Source organism: Tenacibaculum sp. Mcav3-52 (genome assembly GCF_022347665.1).
Taxonomy (GTDB): Bacteria; Bacteroidota; Bacteroidia; order Flavobacteriales; family Flavobacteriaceae; genus Polaribacter; species Polaribacter mesophilus.
Window position 1 is genome coordinate 299,056 of sequence record NZ_JAKRGE010000001.1, and the last position, 17,469, is coordinate 316,524.

The following is a 17,469-nucleotide window of genomic DNA, read 5'->3' on the forward strand; positions in this document are numbered from 1 at the left end:
GGTTGCGAATTTAGCTTAAAAATAAAAACCCACAAACAAATTAATTGCTTGTGGGCTTTCTATATTTATTTAAGGTTAACTTACCCTACAATGTTGATAATTTTTCCTGGAACAATAATTACTTTTTTAGGCTCTCTTCCTTGTAATTGTTGTTGTGTTTTTTCATGTGCCATGACTGTTTTCTCAATTTCATCTTTGCTCATGTCTAACGGTAATTCTAAAGTAAAACGCATTTTTCCATTGAAAGAAACTGGATAGTTCTTTGAGCTTTCAACTAAATGTTTTTCTTCAAATTTCGGAAAAGCTACAGTTGCAATAGACTCATTGTGCCCTAACTGACTCCATAATTCTTCTGCAATATGCGGAGCATACGGAGAAATTAGCACTAATAAAGGTTCTAATATTTGTCTCTTATTACACTTTTGAGCAGTTAACTCGTTTACCGCAATCATAAAGGTAGAAACTGACGTATTGAACGAGAAGTTCTCAATATCTTCTTCTACTTTTTTAATGGTTTTATGTAAGGTTTTTAACTCGTCTTTAGTCGGTTCTGCATCAGAAACATTGATACCGTTTTCATCAGTAAATAATTTCCATAATTTCTTTAGGAAAGAATACACTCCTGAAATACCAGATGTTTTCCAGGGTTTGGTTTGCTCTAACGGCCCTAAGAACATTTCAAATAAACGTAAACTATCCGCACCGTATTCTTCACAAATCAAATCTGGATTTACCACATTGTATTTCGATTTCGACATTTTTTCTACCTCACGACCTACAATATATTTCCAAGTATTATCAATTATATCTTCACTTAAATCAACAACAAATCCATCTTCTAATATAAGAAACGCTTTATTAAATTCTTCATACTTTTTATCTTCAATAAACTTTTCTATATCTAATTCATCTGAAGTTCCTTTAAGTAAAGAAACATCAACGTGAATAGGAAGACACCTCCTAAGGTTAATTTTTAAATCAATCTTCTCAATATCAATGCTATTATTCAAAAATCTAGAATCTAATTCATCAGAAAGTTTATCTTTAATAAAATTATAATACTTTTTAGTATAATCTTCTGATTTATTTAATAACTCCACTTCTGATTTAGAAACTAAAATAGGTCTTTTAGAAACATAATCATAAATTTCTTTTACCTCTACTTCTTTATCTGCATAAATAATAGGTTTAACATCCACTCGATATACAAAAGCAGAAGTTCCTAAAATCATACCTTGGTTAATCAGTTTTTTAGCAAATTCATCCACAGGTAACAATCCTCTATCAAATAAGAATTTTTGCCAAAAACGTGCATATAATAAATGCCCTGTAGCATGTTCAGAACCTCCAATATATAAATCTATTTGTTTCCAATAGTCAACCGCTTCTTTGCTTACAAACTCTCCTTCGTTATTCGAATCCATATAACGGTTAAAATACCAAGAACTTCCTGCCCACCCTGGCATTGTGTTTAACTCTAATGGGAAAACAGTTTCGTTGTCTATCAACTCATTACTCACTACTCTATTCTCAATACTATTCCACGCCCAAACCTCAGCATTTCCTAACGGTGGTTTTCCGTCTTCAGTAGGTAAATATTTCTCTACTTCCGGTAATACGATTGGCAAATGCTTTGCATCAATCATTTGTGGCATTCCGTCTTTGTAGTATACTGGGAACGGTTCACCCCAATAACGCTGACGGCTAAATACTGCGTCTCGTAAACGATAGTTTATCTTTCCGTAACCAAATCCACGTTTTTCCAATTCATAGATTACGGTTTTCATTCCTTTTTTATAGTTTAAACCGTCTAAAAAATCAGAATTGGCTAATTTGATTCCATCTTTAGCATCGTTTGCTTTTTCAGAAATATCAACATCTGCAAAAATATTCGGAATCTCTAATCCAAAGTGTTTTGCAAAATCATAATCACGTTGGTCACCACATGGTACCGCCATAACAGCCCCTGTTCCGTAGCTTGCTAATACATAATCACCAATCCAAATTGGCACTTGTTTTCCTGTAAACGGGTGCAACGCATACGCACCAGTAAACACTCCTGAAATAGTTTTTACATCTGCCATACGATCACGCTCTGAACGTTTTGCTGTAGCTTCTACGTAAGCTTCTACAGCCTCTTTTTGTTCTGCAGTGGTAATTTTCGCTACTAAATCGTGCTCTGGAGCTAAGGTCATAAAAGACACTCCAAAAATAGTATCAGGACGTGTTGTAAATACATCTATTTTAGCATCGTGACCATCCACATCAAAAGCAACCATCGCTCCTTGCGAACGACCAATCCAGTTGGTTTGAGAATCTTTTAATGGTTGTGGCCAATCAATATTTTGTAATCCGTCTAACAAACGTTCTGCATAGGCAGAAATTCGCATAGACCATTGGGTCATTTTTTTACGAACTACTGGATGTCCACCACGTTCTGAAACTCCGTTTACGATTTCATCATTAGCTAGTACTGTTCCTAAAGCTGGACACCAGTTTACTTCGGTATCAGATAAGAATGTTAAACGGTATTGTAATAGTATTTCTTGTTGTTCTTTGTCAGAGAAGCTTTTCCACTCTTCCGCAGAAAAAATAGTAATATCTTCATCAGAAACGGCATTTACATTCGCGTTTCCTTCTGCTTCAAACTTAGCTACTAAGGTTGCAATATCTTCTGCTTTATCAGTGTCTTTATTATACCAAGAATTAAATAGTTGAATAAAAATCCACTGTGTCCATTTGTAGTACTTAGGATTTGAAGTACGAACTTCGCGAGACCAATCAAATGAAAACCCAATGTTATCTAACTGACGACGGTAAGTTTTAATATTCGTTTCGGTAGTAATTGCTGGATGTTGTCCTGTTTGAATCGCATATTGTTCAGCAGGCAACCCGAAAGAGTCATATCCTTGTGGATGCAATACATTAAACCCTTTATGACGCTTGTAACGTGCATAAATATCAGATGCGATATATCCTAACGGATGCCCAACGTGTAATCCTGCTCCTGATGGATAAGGAAACATATCTAACACATAATATTTTGGTTTATCAGAATTATTTTCAGCTTTAAATGTACCTTGATTTGCCCAGTACTTTTGCCACTTTTTTTCTATCTCTTGGTGATTGTATTGCATTTGTAATCGCTTGTTTTAAAGGATGCAAATTTACAGTTATTGTTGATAAGTAAAAAGTTTAGTTCTTTTAATACAGCATGAAAACTTAAATAAATACAAAAAACCTCACAAGCCTTATAAGGTTTGCAAGGTTTAAAATTGAAATAAGAGAGAGTTTATTATATTATCCTAATGATGTATCTGTTAAAATTACTTTTAATGTTCCCCCACGTTCCGATCGCTGAATGTTACATATCCTTTCTTTTTGAGGTGGTCCATAAGGTAATGTAGGGCATGGTTTATCGCCTTTTAATTGAATACAATCGGTGCAGTTTACAGGAAACACTCCTGGATTACCTGAATTTTTCTGTAACTTTTTATTATAAATTCTACTAATAGGTGTTTTATTTGGTCCGTAATTCCACCCCCCATCCTTGTCTACCTCCATGGCAATAAAGCTATTTATTCCATTAACACAGCTTATATCAAAAGCTTCAGCACATGAGGTATTTGGGTTTAATGTAAACTCTGCAATACTCGTTCCTTGTGCTCCGTGGTTAAAGTCTGCTCCTTTTACAGGACACTGTGGTTCTATATAAAAACAAATATTTCCACTAAAACATTCTCCTTTCGGATCAAACTCTTTAGTATCCTTAGCTCCTAATTCAAATTTTCCCATGAGTTTATTCACTTTGGTTAAAAAACTAAAATCTGACACTCCAACAGGAGATGGACAGCATTTATTAGCAGCATTTGATGCTGCAAAAGTTACGTAAACCTCTACTGGTTTTGAGGTTTGATTTGTAACGGATAGCGTTGTGTAATTTGTAGACATTTTTTAAAGTTTAAAGTTAATTGTAAACGTATTGGTAAAATACTTTCTGGAAGATATTAATTGTATGTTTATAAACATTTTAAAATGTCTTTACTGATTGTTTTTGAGTAATGAGCGATTTAATTTAAGTTTCAAAAAAGCTTGGTGTAGCTAGCCTTACTTGGCTATATTTTTATAATTTAGGAAACTTAACAACTAACCTACTATGAACGAAAATATAACGGCTTTAGATATTAAAGAAAAAGTATCTACTTTACTTAAAGACTCTATTGAACAATCTGAAATTGAAAATTTAATAAACGAAATACATACTTACTTTAAAGAATTAACTCAGCTCACTGGATTTGACAATCATATAGAGCACTTAGCAGCTATAACAACTTCAAAAGGAAAGGCTTTAGGATTAAACCATGCTGCACAGTGTTTGTTAGATTATAAACGAACTGTGAAGTTTTTAAAAGCTATGGTGATGGCGATTAAAGAAAAACAACAAGACCATCCTAATGAAACAATTCATATTTTTTATGCTGGTTGTGGACCTTATGCTCCGTTTGTTACTCTAATTGCTCCGCTTTTTAGTCCTGAAGAAATACAGTTTTCTTTACTAGAAATTAATGATAAGTCTTTAAAATATGCGAAAATCCTTATTCAAAAATTAGAACTTACCAATTATGTAACGAACTATTATACTGCAGACGCTGTTACTTTTAAAATACCTGAACCTGAAAAGTTTCATATACTCTTTAGTGAAACATTGGATGCTTTGTTGTACAGAGAGTGTTATGTTCCTATTTTATTTAATCTACTACCTCAACTATCAGAAGATATTGCTGTAATTCCAGAAAATGTTTTGATAAAAATGAGCTTATCGGTTAATTCAATTACAGATTCTAAACATATAACTGAAGAAATTGACACCATTATAAATGTTAGAGAGGTTATTTCATTAAACAAATCTGATATTATTTCTACTCAACTACCCGATAAAAAAGTAGCTGTAAAATCATTAAATATAGAACAGTACAATTACTTACTATTAGACACATTGGTGCATATTTATGATAATATCTGGCTAACAAGAAACGAGTCTTCTTTAACAATTCCTCTTGAAATGGGAATTGAACATCCTTTCCTATTTAATTCAATTGTTTACACTTACCAAATGCATCCAGATATTGAGCTAAAATACAAACTAGAGCAATAATATTTCTTAGATTATTTTAAACAAAAAAAGCATAACCAAATTAGTTATGCTTTTCTTATTTCTGAAATTTCTTTTGCTTATCCTTTTATAGGAACAGTAACAATAATGTTGTCCCAACCAATGTACATGTTAAATGTATCATCTTCTCCTTCAAAAACAATTGAAAAAGCTTCAATTGTTTCGTCCGACTTAGAAGTAGGAGCAGTAACTCTAGCTACATCTTCACTTTCGTTATAAAAGTAAGACCCCCAAACATTTTTAGCTGTATTTAAAATAAGAGTCCATTCTTTTTCCCCTGGAATTGTAAATAAGGTATAGGTTCCTGCTTTTACTTTTTTACCTCCAAAAGTTATATCTTTATAAAATGTAATTTCAGCTGCTTCATTCGCTCCTGTTCTCCATACTTTTCCCATAGGAGCTAGTTTTGCTAACGATCTTCCTTTTAATTGTGGACGGCTATAAACAACTTTTACTTTTTTATCTGAAATTCTATAACTACTAGGAAAAGCAGCTGCATCCATTGGACTTTTATCTAAATTCGCAAATTTTTGAGCTGTTACTTCGTTTGAAAAAACTAAAGCTACAGCGAGCACGATAATTGATAAAATTGATTTTTTCATGTTCTTATTTTTAATTATTAATTGAGGGTTTTGTCATCAAATTTAAGAATCCTTACGTAAAATTCACTCTTTTTTTAAAACAATCCTATTTTTTGACTCTAAACAAGCAAAGAATAATTTTCTTAAAAATTGTAATTCAAGTAAATAGATGTTCTATATTCTACTTCTATAGTTCCTTGTGCTAAATTTTGCTGTATTGGATACATTGCTAAGGCTCCTACTGTTAATTTTTTTGCATTATACTCGGCACCTAAGCTAGAAAACAATGCATGACCTTCAGTATTTTTAACTTTTAATCCAATCATTTTATTACTTTCATAGAATTCTCCTGAAACTCCTATTGAAGGCACAAAACTATTTTGCTTACTATCTTTAAAAGCATAAAAGAAAGTACTATTGAAATTAAATTGATTTCCAAATCGATATTCTTCTTTATTTGTAGTTTTTATGTAATAATTAAGATAATTTGTAACTCCAAAATTATTTCTCTTAAATACGTACTGAAGGTTCGTTATTACATCAACACTTCCTGTTCCTAATTGAAAACTAGGGTTTATTGAATTATTAATTGCTTCGTTGTAAGTTCCTGTTGGTAACTTTAACCCTCCACCAACTTTTAATAAATGATTAGAAGATATAACCTTATCTTTTTCTTCTTTATAACTTCCTGTATTTTTATTTAAAACGGTATAATTAATTAAAAAAGATATATCTCCTAAACCTTCAATAGCCGTTGTTTTATCAACATAGTCTCTTGAATGAAAATGAAAAGGAACAAAAACTTGGGCTTCTAAATACTCTTTAATAATTGGAATTCGAGACCAAACTTGTACTGTATTAAAATACTCATTTATAATTGGAGAGTTATTAAAAATCCCATCTTTTGATTGGTATTTTTGGTGTAAATAACGTACACCAACAAAATTATTATCTATTATTCCTCCCATTCCTAAACTACCTCCGCTGTTACTACAACCACAAGCATCGCAGTCTAAAAATAGCTCATATCGCTTAGGGAATGTGTCCGCTTGTATTTGTCCTGAAATTAATAATACTAATATGAGTAGTACTTTATTCGGTAAATCTTTTATCTGTGATAAATTCTTCATCTGTTAATGTTTTTAAAAAGGCTATAATGTTTTCTTTTTCTTGCTCGTTTAATGCTATTCCGATTGTTCCATTCTCATTTTTAAGAATTGGATCTAGGTTTTGGGTTTCTTGAACTCCTGTTGCATAAAAATTCAATACCGATTTTAAAGACCCAAATCGACCGTCATGCATATACGGAGCAGTAAGTTCAATATTTCTTAGACTAGGCACTTTAAACTTGTATTTATCTTCTTCTAATAAGGTAACCGTCATTCTTCCTAAATCGTTAATTTCTGGGTTTATTGGTAAACCATTATTTCTAAAAGCATCATCTGTAAACAAGTCAGATGTATGACAAGAAGCACATTTTGATTTAAAAAGCTCTAATCCTTTTTTTTCTTGCTCAGAAAACTCTCCTCCTTTTTCCACTCGAACATATTTATCGTACTTTGAATTGGCTGAAACCATCATTAACATAAATTGAGACATCGCCTTAAACGTGTTGTCAGCATTGATTTCTCCATCTTCAAAAGCTTGACTAAACAACTTTCGGTAAGCTGTATCTTGTTGTAGTTTTTCCAAAATATTGGTTACTGTTTCGTCCATTTCAACGGGATTGGTAATTGGTATTATTGGAAATATATCTAAGTGAAAAGCAGCTCCATCCCATGAAAACTGTTTTTGGAAAGCCATATTTTGAATTGGAGGCGTATTTCTAGTCCCTACTCTATCTTCTACACCGTGACTTAATTGATGTCCATGGTGTGTAAATGCAAACTTTTGCTGATGACAAAAAGCACAAGAAACTACTCCGTCTGATGATAGTTTTCCTTCATAAAAAAGCTTTTTCCCTAACTCAAATCCCTTTTCTGTAATTGGGTTTGAGCTTAAATTATAATGAGGTTCAGGAAAGTTGCTCGGTTGTTCAAAAGCTAATTCAACATTAGTATACACATCTTCCTGCTTACAACTAAAAAAAGAACATACTAGCAAGACAATCATTATTTTTTTCATTACATACGGTATTAATAGCTAATTTTTTTCAATTAGCCTATTACACTTAAAAGAATAGAGTGAACTTTCACCCTATTCTTTTTGATTAGATGTGTTAATTAATGATGGTTTGTATGATGTACATGGTGAACCATGAACATCTCAGTATAGTTTTCTGCTATGGTAGCTGCTTTATCTCCCCCCATAATAGTTGCACCTTCTGAAAGTTTAATTTTAGATTTACCGTCTAACATTGTATTGGCATCTACTTTAATATGCAACTGTGGTGATTGTTCTTTACTCACAATAGCAGCATCCATAGGTAATTCTACTTCCTTATATAAATCTACTGTTGTTCCTCTACTTGCAATATGAAGCATATATTGTTTTTCATCACTAGTAGTGTTTTCTTTGTAATTTCCTTCTAAAACCACAAACTTATAACCCGCTTGCCAACTCCAAGTTAAATTGTATTTTTCTGCTAAAGTCCAGAAATCTTGCTGAACAGCTTGTCCTTCTTTAAATCGTTCTTGATCTACACCAATTCCGAATTTAACTTTTGTATACTTTCCTGCTGGTACGTCTTTAAGTGATATTTGAATTTTCTTAGGTTTGTCTCCTCCTCCTTCACTAATTATAAAGTAACTTTCTTCTTTAGGGTATACAAATTCTTCTCCTTCTTCTGTTACAAGCACAAAGTTACTTACGATATAATCGAAAGAATTTACAGTTAATACTTCTCCATTTCCGTTCGTGTATATTGAAGTCCCTAATAAAAGCTTGTCTTCAGCAAAACCGTTATCGAATTCTATTACTACTTCGTTTTTTCCTTCTAATTTATCATTAATTATTTCATCGTCACTACATGAAGTGAACACCATAGCAAAAGCTATGATAGCTAATATTTTTTTCATCTTTTAATTTTTATATACTACAGTACTTCTTTAACAATGCTGAGCATCATTAAAGTTTTTGCCTGTAAATTGTGTTTTAATCTTGTTTTTATTTTACAATAGTCTACTCTTTTGATTACGTTATTTGTAACCAATTAGTAGTAATTTTAGCCAATTATGAAGATTAAATAATAGGAGGATGAAATACTTCTTTATTAAATAAGTAGTGATAGTTTTTTTTATAAGAAAATGTTCCTTTCTCTTTTACAAACTGTTTTTCTTCTAAATTTATATTAAGAATAGAAACAAACCCAATAGGATATTCTTCCATCGAGATTCGTAGCGATTTAAAGTCGTCGTCTTGTTGTTTTTCAAGCTCCATCATTAACTGACACTTACCGTTACAGTTTAATTCTGGCTTATCTTTATTAATACATAAAACTTTTGATATATAATCATAATTTATTGCATACTCAACAAAAGGAGCTATTGGGCGCAACATGGCTATCATGTAGAGTGCAACAAAAAAATATATGCTTAGTTTTTTTATCAAAAAAAGGACTTTTTTCTCACGCAAAGATACGATTATCCCTACTTATAATCAATAATAAAAATACATGTTTTTTGTTTTATTTTAATTTGTTCTAAATAAAAAACTTATCTTTGCAAAGATTTTATTGAAGAATAATGATTGTTTTTTATACTGAAACCAAGAAAGTTACCTCTAAAACTTCTATTAAGAGACTAGAAAAAGTTACTTTTTGCAGCTCCGCATGTACAAGTAATTGTATTAAGCCTAAAAGTAAATGCTGTAACAAATATCAAAAGAAAGGTGTTAATTGTAAAAGGTGTCCTTTAACATTTGATTTAAAAGCAGTTTCGTAATTAATAACTATTTTCTCACGTTTGTTTATATATTATAAACAAAAGCCCTTAAAAGAAATTTCTTTTAAGGGCTTTTTTAGTTTTTGCCTACGATTTTCTTTATGCTACCTTTAATAAAAAGTAATTTTTCTTACCTCTTTGTAATAACACGTATTTATCAGCAATAAGGTCTTTTGAAGTGATAACAAAGTCTTCACTTACTTTTTCTTTATTTACTGATATTGAATTCTCTTTTAAAGCTCTTCTTGCATCACCGTTTGATTTTAAGAATCCAGTTTTAGCGGCTAAGGCTGCAATCATATCTAAGCCTTCAGCTATGTCTTCCGATGTTACCTCAGCTTGCGGTACACCATCAAACACATCTAAAAAGGTTTGTTCATCTAAATTCTTTAAGTCGTCAGCTGTTGACTTTCCAAATAAAATATTTGAAGCAGCAATCGCTTTATCTAACTCTTCTTTAGAATGTACGAAAATTGTTACTTCTTCAGCTAACTTCTTTTGTAATGCTCTTTGGTGTGGTGCTTCTTTATGTTCAGTAATTAAAGCATCAATAGTTTCTTTATCTAAAAACGTAAATATTTTAATATACTTTTCAGCATCTTCATCCGAAGTATTTAGCCAAAATTGGTAAAACTTGTAAACTGACGTTTTATCTGCATCTAACCAAACATTTCCTCCTTCAGACTTTCCAAATTTAGAACCGTCAGCTTTTGTTATTAATGGGCAAGTAGCTGCAAATGCTTTTGCATCCTCTCCTGGTGTCATTCTACGGACTAGTTCAGTACCTGTGGTAATATTACCCCATTGGTCAGAACCTCCCATTTGTAATTTACAGTTTAAGGTTTTATATAAGTGATAGAAATCATACCCTTGAATTAATTGATACGTAAACTCTGTAAAACTCATCCCGTTACCCGCTTCTCCTGTAATACGTTTTTTTACAGAATCTTTTGCCATCATGTAGTTCACAGTGATTCTCTTACCAACATCACGTACAAATTCGATAAATGAAAAGTCCTTCATCCAATCGTAATTGTTTACTAATAAAGGAGAATTTTTAGTTCCGTTATCAAAGTCTAAAAAGCGACCTAATGTTCTTTTTAAACCTGCTACGTTTTTAGCTAAAGCCTCTTCATTTAATAAATTACGCTCATCTGATTTTCCTGTTGGATCACCGATCATACCTGTTGCACCTCCTACTAAAGCTACTGGCTGATGCCCTGCTTTTTCAATGTGAACTAGTAAAATAATTGGAACTAAACTACCAATGTGTAACGAATCTGCAGTTGGATCAAAGCCAATATAAACCGACGTCATTTCTTTTTGAAGTTGTTCTTCGGTTCCTGGCATAATGTCGTGAATCATTCCACGCCATTGTAATTCTTCTACTAAATTCTTGGTCATTTTATTCTATTTTTAAAGAAGCAAAGATAAGTTTATCAACCAAAATAAACTAAATTCGCTTTATGATTTTAGTTACAGGAGGAACAGGTTTAGTAGGCTCACATTTATTATATCATTTAAGCCAAAAAAACGACAAGATTCGAGCTATTTTTAGAACTGAAGAAAAGCGTGAATATGTTAAGAAAATCTTTTCTTTTTATACAGATAATGTGCAACAGTATTTTTCTAAAATTGAGTGGATACAAGCTGACATTACTGATATTCCTTCCCTAGAACCTGTATTTGATAACATCACACAGGTTTATCATTGTGCTGCATTGGTTTCTTTTAACCCAAAAGATTATAGAAAAATGCGTCAGGTAAACATTGAAGGAACTGCCAACTTAATCAACTTTGCTATTGATGCTAACGTAGATAAATTCTGTTTTGTAAGTTCCATCGCTGCGGTTGGTAACGCTATTAATGGAAAACCGATTAACGAAGAAAACGAATGGCTTGATACTGATGAAAATCATGGGTATGCAATTACCAAGTATGGTGCTGAAATGGAAGTTTGGAGAGGTAGCCAAGAAGATTTAAGTGTAGTAATTGTGAATCCTGGTGTAATTTTAGGAGGAGGTTTTTGGAATGAAGGCTCTGGTAAAATGTTTACTCAAATAAGTAATGGATTTAACTTTTACACTGAAGGTGTTACTGGCTTTGTTGGAGTAAATGATGTGGTGAAGGCTATGATAGATCTAATGAATTCTAACATAAAAAATGAACGTTTTATTCTTGTTTCAGAAAACAAATCGTTTAAAGATGTTTTATTTAGTATTGCTGATAACCTAAATAAAAAAAGACCTTCAAAAAAAGTAGGACAGTTTGTTACCTCAATATTTTGGAAAATCGACTGGCTTTTAACAAAGCTTACTGGTAAGGAACCTTTACTAACTAAAAACTCTGCAAAATCTGCTCACAACAAATCGTTCTATACTTCTAAAAAAATTATAGAACAACTTGATTTTGATTTTGAACCTGTTAATGATGTAATTGCTAGAGTTTCTAAAGAGTTTAAAAAGTAAGTTACTTAATTTTCTTTAAGTCCTTTTTTTCAAACTCTCTATCTGCTCTTTTTATTAATTCTTTAGGAAGGTCATTCAATAATAGTTCTTTATCTAAAACTGTATCTCTTTTTAATTTTCCTTCCTTTTTAATTCCTTTTATTGAATCTTGAACCTCTTGCTTTTTTCTATATAAAACGTCTAATGAATCAATGTTCTTTTTTACTTTATTTAAAATTTCAGTATACTCATCAACCATAGAAGTGTAATATGTATTACTAGCATCAAAGCGAGTACTATCAATTCTATACTTTTCGTATACCAAAAACATATAGTTTTTTTCTCTCTTTAAAAACTTATTTTTTTGATTTTTGGCAGAAGAAGCAATATACATATCGGTTAATAACGAAATCATAGAATCTTTCGGAATTAAATTATCAGGCTTTTTGTATATCGTATTACTTGTACACGACACCAAAAACAAACCAATACATATGTAAAAAAAAGACTTCATTTATCTGTTAAATAATAATCGTTTCCCTTTAATTTCTTCGTTAAAAATTCCCTCGTTATACATTAAGTTACCATTTACAAAAGTGTGCGTTATTTGATTTGAAAACTCAACACCTTCAAACGGAGACCATCCGCATTTATATAACACATTTTCTTTATCAACAGTCCATTTCTTATCTGCATCAATTAAAACCAAGTCAGCATAAAAACCTTCTTTTATAAATCCTCTTTTTTCAACTTTGAAAATTTTTGCGGGATTGTGGCTTATCTTTTCTACTGCTTTTTCTATTGACAGCACTCCTTCTTTAACCTTTTCTAGAATAGCTGGAACTGCATGCTGTACTAATGGACCTCCACTAGGTGCCTTTGTATACACATTATCCTTTTCTTCTAAGGTATGCGGTGCATGGTCGGTTGCAATGATATCAATCCTATCATCTAACAACGCCTTCCATAATCCATCTTTATCTTTTTGTGTTTTCACAGCAGGATTCCACTTAATGTGTGTTCCTTTTTTATCATAATCTGCATCGGTAAACCATAAGTGATGTACACAAACCTCTGCCGTAATTTGTTTTTCCTCTAACGGAATATCATTTCGAAATAAGTGCGTTTCTTTTTCTGTAGATAAGTGGAAAATATGTAAACGTGCTCCTGTTTTCTTTGCTAATTCAATTGCTTTTGAAGATGATAAATAACAAGCTTCTTCACTACGAATTAACGGATGGTATTTTACAGGAATATCATCACCATATTTTGCTTTGTACTCTTCTGTATTTTTCCTAATGGTTGCTTCATCTTCACAATGCACGGAAATTAACATCTTAGTTGATGAAAATATTTTTTCTAATACTTCTTCATTATCAACTAACATGTTTCCTGTTGAAGAGCCTAAGAATAGTTTAATTCCCGCAACGTCTTTTGGATTCGTTTTTAACAATTCTTCTAAGTTGTCATTAGTTCCACCAAACATAAACGAATAGTTAGCATACGATGTTTTACTTGCAATTTCAAACTTGTCTGCTAATAATTCTTGAGTTGTTGCTTGAGGTACTGTATTTGGCATTTCAATAAAAGAAGTAATTCCTCCTGCAATTGCTGCCTTACTTTCTGTAGCTATATTTGCTTTGTGTGTTAAACCTGGCTCACGAAAATGTACTTGATCGTCAATCATACCAGGAATTAAAAACTTTCCTTCTGCATCTACCATTAATACATCACCTGTAGGAATTATGTTTTCTCCTATTTCCTTAATAAATTCTCCTTCTATTAAAACATCGCCTTTAAAAACCTTGTTTTCGTTAACGATTTGTGCGTTTTTAATTAAATATGATTGTTTCATTTTCTACTAAATTTCCATTTTCATGTTAATCAAACTTTTGTTAAAACCAAAGCGTTCGTACGCCTTTATTGCTGATAAATTGTCGTTGTAAACATCAAGTCTTAACTCTCGTATTTCTTTGCTTTTTGCCCAATTTTTTAACGAATTCAAAATTAAAGCACTTATTTTTTTACCTCTAAAATTAGGTTTTACATATATAAAACCAATATATCCATTATGTTCATTTTTACGATAACTTCTAGATTTTTCTATTCTGAGATAACCTGACCCCACAATTTCATCTCCAGATACTGCCACAATTAAATGTACATTGTCAGCAAAAATCATTTCTTTCAGATTATAGTAACTAATTTTTCCTTCCTTCAGTGATGAATCAAAAGGTCTTTCAGCTTCTATTACACCCTGTTCAAACCCTAACAAGATTTCTAAATCTTCTTTTTTTGCTTCTCTTGTCGTAATTGTGGTCATTCTCCTATTTCGGTAATCCGTTAATTCTCATTTTTATCACTCCAAAAACAGCTTCTTTGATTATGCCTTTACTTAATTTAGACTTTCCTAAGACTCTATCAGTAAAAATAACTGAGACTTCTTTGATATTGAATTTGTGCTTCCATGCCTTGTATTTCATTTCAATTTGAAAAGCATATCCTACAAATTTAACTTTATCTAACTTAATTGTCTCTAAAACTTTTCTTTTATAGCATACAAAACCAGCTGTCGTATCATGAATAGGCATTCTGGTTATTAACCGTACGTATTTTGATGCAAAATAAGACAATAACACTCTGCTCATTGGCCAATTAACAACATTTACCCCTACTGAATATCTTGAACCAATAGCTACATCTGCTCCATTATTAACACATTCATTGTATAATTTGATAAGATCTTTTGGATTATGTGAAAAATCAGCATCCATTTCTATAATATAATTGTATTTTTTGGAAATTGCCCATTTAAAACCATGAATATACGCAGTTCCCAATCCACTTTTCCCTTTTCTTTTTTCAATAAAAAGCTGATTAGGAAATTCTTTTTGTAACTTTTCTACAATTATTGCAGTTCCATCAGGGGAACTATCATCTACAACCAACACATGAAACACCTTTTCTTGACTAAAGGCTGCTCGAATAATAGCTTCAATGTTTTCTTTTTCATTATACGTAGGAATTATGATTAAAGCGTCTGACTTCATGTAATTTTCATATAAATCTGGGCAAAGATACATTTATTTATTACTAATTTTGTGTTAATTAAAAAAGTATAAAAACAATTGAAAGCAATAGAAAGAGTTATATATAATGATAATTGGATTACTTTAGTTATCATACTAGCTATTGTATTATTGGCTATGATGAAGCTACTAAAACCTACTAAGTTATATGGATATACTATTGCTTTTGTAACTCCTGGTTTTTTTCATAAAAGAATGGAAGAAGGTGTTTCTTTTTTCACACCTTTTAAATTGTTACTGTTTTCTTTTTCTATAATTGTTATTTCTTTATTTTTATTTTTCACTTTAGTATCAGAAATATATTCTCATAGTTTTCTAGCTTTTTTAGGACTCTTCTTGTTTGTTTCTGTATATTTTTCTGTTCGTTTTTTTTTAGATTATGCATTGGCAAATATTCTTGGTTTATCTAAAACCGTAAGCTATTTTTTATATACAAAATCGGGTTATTTATATGTTCTTAGCATTTGGTTATTTCCCATTATCATACTGTATCAATACACTTTTACAAATAAACTTTTCTTAATTTATTCTTTCTGTATCTTGCTTGTTTTTAGGGTCTTTTTAATTTTAACAAATAATAAAAAACTTGTAATTAGTAAGTTGTTTTATTTTATTTTGTACTTTTGCACCCTTGAAATAGCACCGCTATTAATTCTTTATAAAACAACAACTACGTAATAAAGAGAAAGTTTATGAAAGTTAAAACTATTTTAGTCTCTCAACCAAAACCAAAAACAGAAACATCGCCATATTTTGACTTGGCAGAAAAGCAAAAGGTTAAGGTTGACTTTCGATCGTTTATTCATGTCGAGGGAATACCTGTAAAGGAAGTAAGAGCTCAAAAAGTTGATTTAAACAATTACACAGCCATTATACTTACCAGTAGAAATGCTGTTGATCATTTTTTTAGAATCGCTGAAGAAATGCGTTTTACTGTCCCTGATGATATGAAGTACTTCTGTCAATCTGAAGCTGTAGCCTATTATTTACAGAAATACGTTGTGTACCGTAAACGTAAAATTTATGTTGGTAATAGAACATTTCCTGAGTTAACTAAATTAATCAAGAAACATAAAGACGAGAAGTTTTTACTTCCTTCTTCTGATAAATTAAAATCTTTAATTCCTGAAGAATTAGATAAATTGGGAGTTAACTGGAAACGTGCGGATTTATATAGAACTGTAGTCAGTGACTTATCTGATTTAGAAAATGTTTTTTATGATATTTTGGTATTCTTTAGTCCATCAGGGATTGATAGTTTATTTGAAAACTTTCCTGATTTCAAACAAAACAATACTCGAATAGCTGTTTTTGGAAACACTACTATTAAAGCTGTTGAAGATAGAGGTTTACGTGTAGATATTGCTGCTCCGACACCAGAAACACCTTCAATGACTATGGCTTTAGAAAAATATATTAAAGAAGCTAATAAAAAATAAATAGCCTACTTGCTTTAAAAAGCCGCTAATTAAATTAGCGGCTTTTTTTGTAATGCAAATATATTTCTTTCGACTTTTCCATTTTATTCTAATTAATGGAAAGTCCATAAATGTCAAAACAACCCAATATAGCTATTCTTATTTTTGCAAACTCTTCTAAAAGAGAGGCTGAAAATAAGTTTTTAGAAAAAGGGGAACAGTTATTTGACTATTTAAATAAAAAGATTGTTTTTGAAGCTTCAAAAACAAACGCTCAAATATGTATTTGTAATGAAACTCACCAAATAGGAGCTACTTTTGGTCAGCGTTTTACAAACGCTATAGAAAACACTTTTGCCAAAGGGTTTCATAACATAATTGTTGTAGGAAATGACAGTCCAAATTTAAACGCTTCCCACTTACAAAAGGCTATTGACCATCTTCAAAACGACCTTCCTGTTTTAGGTCCTTCAATAGATGGAGGCATTTATTTACTCGCCATTAATCAAAAACATTTTAACAAGAAAAGTTTTGCAACACTTCCTTGGAAAACTCCCGATTTATTTAGTACGCTAAAAAAAATACTTGAAAAAAACGAACATTCTGTATCACAACTCGCATACTTAAAAGATATTGATTCAGAAAACGATTTAATCTATTTTTTAAATCGTTATTCAACGAACAGTTTCCTAAAATACCTAATTAATAAGATACTTCTCTTATTGAGAAAAAGTTTTTACAACACCTCATACACATACAGATATCAATACACCTCAGTACTTTACAACAAAGGTTCTCCTACAACTTCACAAAGAACTTCCATTTTTTCTTAAGTACAACAATATCATAACAATCATTCATTTAGTAGTAAAATGCTTCG

The 17,469-nt window shown here is 31.3% G+C and carries 17 protein-coding genes; 5 read left to right on the top strand and 12 right to left on the bottom strand.

The features are described 5' to 3' along the window. Positions 1-80: 80 nt before the first annotated feature. Positions 81-3,137 (bottom strand): leucine--tRNA ligase, encoded by a 3,057-nt coding sequence (locus MHM83_RS01465; RefSeq protein ID WP_239178200.1) that lies wholly within the window; start codon positions 3,135-3,137, stop codon positions 81-83. Between the two features lie 163 nt (positions 3,138-3,300). Beyond that, positions 3,301-3,951: a hypothetical protein gene (locus MHM83_RS01470; protein WP_047787867.1), complete on the bottom strand. Its 651-nt coding sequence runs from the start codon at positions 3,949-3,951 to the stop codon at positions 3,301-3,303. 205 nt (positions 3,952-4,156) lie between these two features. Here MHM83_RS01470 and MHM83_RS01475 point away from each other — a divergent pair, with 205 nt between their 5' ends. Continuing rightward, complete coding sequence (locus MHM83_RS01475) at positions 4,157-5,155, top strand: phytanoyl-CoA dioxygenase (RefSeq protein ID WP_239178201.1); 999 nt, start codon at positions 4,157-4,159, stop codon at positions 5,153-5,155. 77 nt (positions 5,156-5,232) lie between these two features. On the opposite strand, the gene MHM83_RS01480 is transcribed toward MHM83_RS01475, so the two are convergent. The 6 genes from MHM83_RS01480 to tyrS form a co-directional block, all read right to left on the bottom strand. Further along, entirely contained in the window at positions 5,233-5,775 is a 543-nt protein-coding gene (locus MHM83_RS01480) for a DUF2911 domain-containing protein (protein ID WP_073182232.1), read from the bottom strand. Positions 5,776-5,897: 122 nt separating this feature from the next. Then, positions 5,898-6,884 carry a transporter gene (locus MHM83_RS01485; RefSeq protein ID WP_239178202.1) on the bottom strand — a complete coding sequence of 329 codons (987 nt, stop codon included), beginning with the start codon at positions 6,882-6,884 and terminating at the stop codon, positions 5,898-5,900. Next, positions 6,847-7,878, bottom strand: a complete 1,032-nt coding sequence (locus MHM83_RS01490) for a cytochrome-c peroxidase (RefSeq protein ID WP_239178203.1) — start codon at positions 7,876-7,878, stop codon at positions 6,847-6,849. The genes MHM83_RS01485 and MHM83_RS01490 overlap by 38 nt, the downstream gene beginning before the upstream one ends. Positions 7,879-7,976: 98 nt before the next feature. Beyond that, positions 7,977-8,771 carry an MbnP family protein gene (locus tag MHM83_RS01495; protein ID WP_239178204.1) on the bottom strand — a complete coding sequence of 265 codons (795 nt, stop codon included), beginning with the start codon at positions 8,769-8,771 and terminating at the stop codon, positions 7,977-7,979. Between the two features lie 163 nt (positions 8,772-8,934). Next, positions 8,935-9,303 (bottom strand): hypothetical protein, encoded by a 369-nt coding sequence (locus MHM83_RS01500; RefSeq protein WP_239178205.1) that lies wholly within the window; start codon positions 9,301-9,303, stop codon positions 8,935-8,937. 431 nt (positions 9,304-9,734) lie between these two features. Beyond that, positions 9,735-11,039: a tyrosine--tRNA ligase gene (gene tyrS / locus MHM83_RS01505; protein WP_073182235.1), complete on the bottom strand. Its 1,305-nt coding sequence runs from the start codon at positions 11,037-11,039 to the stop codon at positions 9,735-9,737. A gap of 62 nt (positions 11,040-11,101) precedes the next feature. On the opposite strand from tyrS, the gene MHM83_RS01510 reads away from it, so the two are divergent. Further along, positions 11,102-12,103: an SDR family oxidoreductase gene (locus tag MHM83_RS01510; RefSeq protein ID WP_239178206.1), complete on the top strand. Its 1,002-nt coding sequence runs from the start codon at positions 11,102-11,104 to the stop codon at positions 12,101-12,103. A gap of 1 nt (position 12,104) precedes the next feature. On the opposite strand, the gene MHM83_RS01515 is transcribed toward MHM83_RS01510, so the two are convergent. The 4 genes from MHM83_RS01515 to MHM83_RS01530 are packed head-to-tail and all read right to left on the bottom strand — an operon-like array spanning position 12,105 to position 15,165. Beyond that, positions 12,105-12,596 carry a DUF4296 domain-containing protein gene (locus tag MHM83_RS01515; protein WP_239178207.1) on the bottom strand — a complete coding sequence of 164 codons (492 nt, stop codon included), beginning with the start codon at positions 12,594-12,596 and terminating at the stop codon, positions 12,105-12,107. Then, a complete protein-coding gene (locus MHM83_RS01520; protein ID WP_239178208.1) occupies positions 12,597-13,937 on the bottom strand; it encodes a dihydroorotase in 1,341 nt (446 codons plus the stop codon). Between the two features lie 6 nt (positions 13,938-13,943). Next, positions 13,944-14,405 (bottom strand): GNAT family N-acetyltransferase, encoded by a 462-nt coding sequence (locus MHM83_RS01525; RefSeq protein ID WP_159610994.1) that lies wholly within the window; start codon positions 14,403-14,405, stop codon positions 13,944-13,946. A 4-nt stretch (positions 14,406-14,409) separates the two neighbouring features. Next, positions 14,410-15,165 (bottom strand): polyprenol monophosphomannose synthase, encoded by a 756-nt coding sequence (locus MHM83_RS01530; RefSeq protein ID WP_231128370.1) that lies wholly within the window; start codon positions 15,163-15,165, stop codon positions 14,410-14,412. 45 nt (positions 15,166-15,210) lie between these two features. Between MHM83_RS01530 and MHM83_RS16220 the strand changes: the two genes are divergently transcribed. From MHM83_RS16220 to MHM83_RS01540, 3 genes are all read left to right on the top strand, one after another. After that, positions 15,211-15,849: a DUF4271 domain-containing protein gene (locus tag MHM83_RS16220; RefSeq protein WP_047787880.1), complete on the top strand. Its 639-nt coding sequence runs from the start codon at positions 15,211-15,213 to the stop codon at positions 15,847-15,849. Positions 15,850-15,863: 14 nt separating this feature from the next. Next, complete coding sequence (locus MHM83_RS01535) at positions 15,864-16,610, top strand: uroporphyrinogen-III synthase (RefSeq protein ID WP_047787881.1); 747 nt, start codon at positions 15,864-15,866, stop codon at positions 16,608-16,610. A 110-nt stretch (positions 16,611-16,720) separates the two neighbouring features. Next, positions 16,721-17,422: a TIGR04282 family arsenosugar biosynthesis glycosyltransferase gene (locus MHM83_RS01540; RefSeq protein ID WP_239178209.1), complete on the top strand. Its 702-nt coding sequence runs from the start codon at positions 16,721-16,723 to the stop codon at positions 17,420-17,422. The last annotated feature ends 47 nt before the right edge of the window (positions 17,423-17,469 follow it).

Bases quoted from the DNA above. Each gene is read 5' to 3' on its own strand.
- MHM83_RS01470 (WP_047787867.1), bottom strand. From the start codon at position 3,951: ATGTCTACAAATTACACAACGCTATCCGTTACAAATCAAACCTCAAAA.
- MHM83_RS01480 (WP_073182232.1), bottom strand. From the start codon at position 5,775: ATGAAAAAATCAATTTTATCAATTATCGTGCTCGCTGTAGCTTTAGTT.
- MHM83_RS01475 (WP_239178201.1), top strand. From the start codon at position 4,157: ATGAACGAAAATATAACGGCTTTAGATATTAAAGAAAAAGTATCTACT.
- MHM83_RS01485 (WP_239178202.1), bottom strand. From the start codon at position 6,884: ATGAAGAATTTATCACAGATAAAAGATTTACCGAATAAAGTACTACTC.
- MHM83_RS01515 (WP_239178207.1), bottom strand. From the start codon at position 12,596: ATGAAGTCTTTTTTTTACATATGTATTGGTTTGTTTTTGGTGTCGTGT.
- MHM83_RS01535 (WP_047787881.1), top strand. From the start codon at position 15,864: ATGAAAGTTAAAACTATTTTAGTCTCTCAACCAAAACCAAAAACAGAA.
- MHM83_RS01465 (WP_239178200.1), bottom strand. From the start codon at position 3,137: ATGCAATACAATCACCAAGAGATAGAAAAAAAGTGGCAAAAGTACTGG.
- MHM83_RS01510 (WP_239178206.1), top strand. From the start codon at position 11,102: ATGATTTTAGTTACAGGAGGAACAGGTTTAGTAGGCTCACATTTATTA.
- MHM83_RS01520 (WP_239178208.1), bottom strand. From the start codon at position 13,937: ATGAAACAATCATATTTAATTAAAAACGCACAAATCGTTAACGAAAAC.
- MHM83_RS01540 (WP_239178209.1), top strand. From the start codon at position 16,721: ATGTCAAAACAACCCAATATAGCTATTCTTATTTTTGCAAACTCTTCT.
- MHM83_RS01490 (WP_239178203.1), bottom strand. From the start codon at position 7,878: ATGAAAAAAATAATGATTGTCTTGCTAGTATGTTCTTTTTTTAGTTGT.
- MHM83_RS01525 (WP_159610994.1), bottom strand. From the start codon at position 14,405: ATGACCACAATTACGACAAGAGAAGCAAAAAAAGAAGATTTAGAAATC.
- tyrS (WP_073182235.1), bottom strand. From the start codon at position 11,039: ATGACCAAGAATTTAGTAGAAGAATTACAATGGCGTGGAATGATTCAC.
- MHM83_RS01530 (WP_231128370.1), bottom strand. From the start codon at position 15,165: ATGTATCTTTGCCCAGATTTATATGAAAATTACATGAAGTCAGACGCT.
- MHM83_RS01495 (WP_239178204.1), bottom strand. From the start codon at position 8,771: ATGAAAAAAATATTAGCTATCATAGCTTTTGCTATGGTGTTCACTTCA.